We start from the raw sequence: 664 nt of genomic DNA on the forward strand, positions 1-664 counted from the left end.
AAGTGGTACATCAGATTTACCCGCCGGTAGCACAGTGACCATCACCCAAACCTTATTAGGCGGTGGCAGTGTGACATATACGGCAACCACCGATGCCAATGGTGATTGGTCGCTGACAGGGTTAACCGTGCCGTTAGCGAACCTAGCGTCGATAACAGCCAGTGCATCGGATGCTGCAGGCAATGTACGTACTATCAGTTCAAGTGACTTTGATGGTACACCACCGACACTCACCGTTAATGTGGATGCAATAGGAAATGACAATACACCGCTCATCAGTGGTACCAGTGATGCAGGTGAAGGCGCACAAGTGACCGTGGTCGTCACCGATGCCAATGGTGATAGCAGCACCCTGACAGCGACAGTGGATGCCAGCGGTAATTGGTCAGTGAGTCCAACAACGGTCTTAGCTGATGGTCAATTTACTGTTGACGCCAGTGTGCGTGATGGGGTGGGGAACCTTACAGAAGAAACGGTGACTGGGGTCATTGATACCGTTGCACCAAGCTTAACCTTAACGGGCGTTGGGGCGGGCAGTGATGTGACGCCAACTTTAAGCGGCACAAGTAATGAAATCGGCGCGTTAGTAACTATCACAGTGACTGATAGTAACGGTGTGGTACAAACTTTCTCAGCCACAGTGGGCAGTAATGGAACCTGGACT

Annotated in this window: 1 protein-coding gene; it reads left to right on the top strand. The window is 51.4% G+C overall.

The window, feature by feature from the left end; all coding sequences use genetic code 11:
- Nucleotides 1-664: Ig-like domain-containing protein (locus CWB80_RS22010; RefSeq protein WP_249362684.1), on the top strand; the 664-nt coding region annotated here is incomplete at both ends.

Source organism: Pseudoalteromonas sp. S1650 (assembly GCF_005887195.1).
Classification (GTDB): domain Bacteria; phylum Pseudomonadota; class Gammaproteobacteria; order Enterobacterales; family Alteromonadaceae; genus Pseudoalteromonas; species Pseudoalteromonas simplex.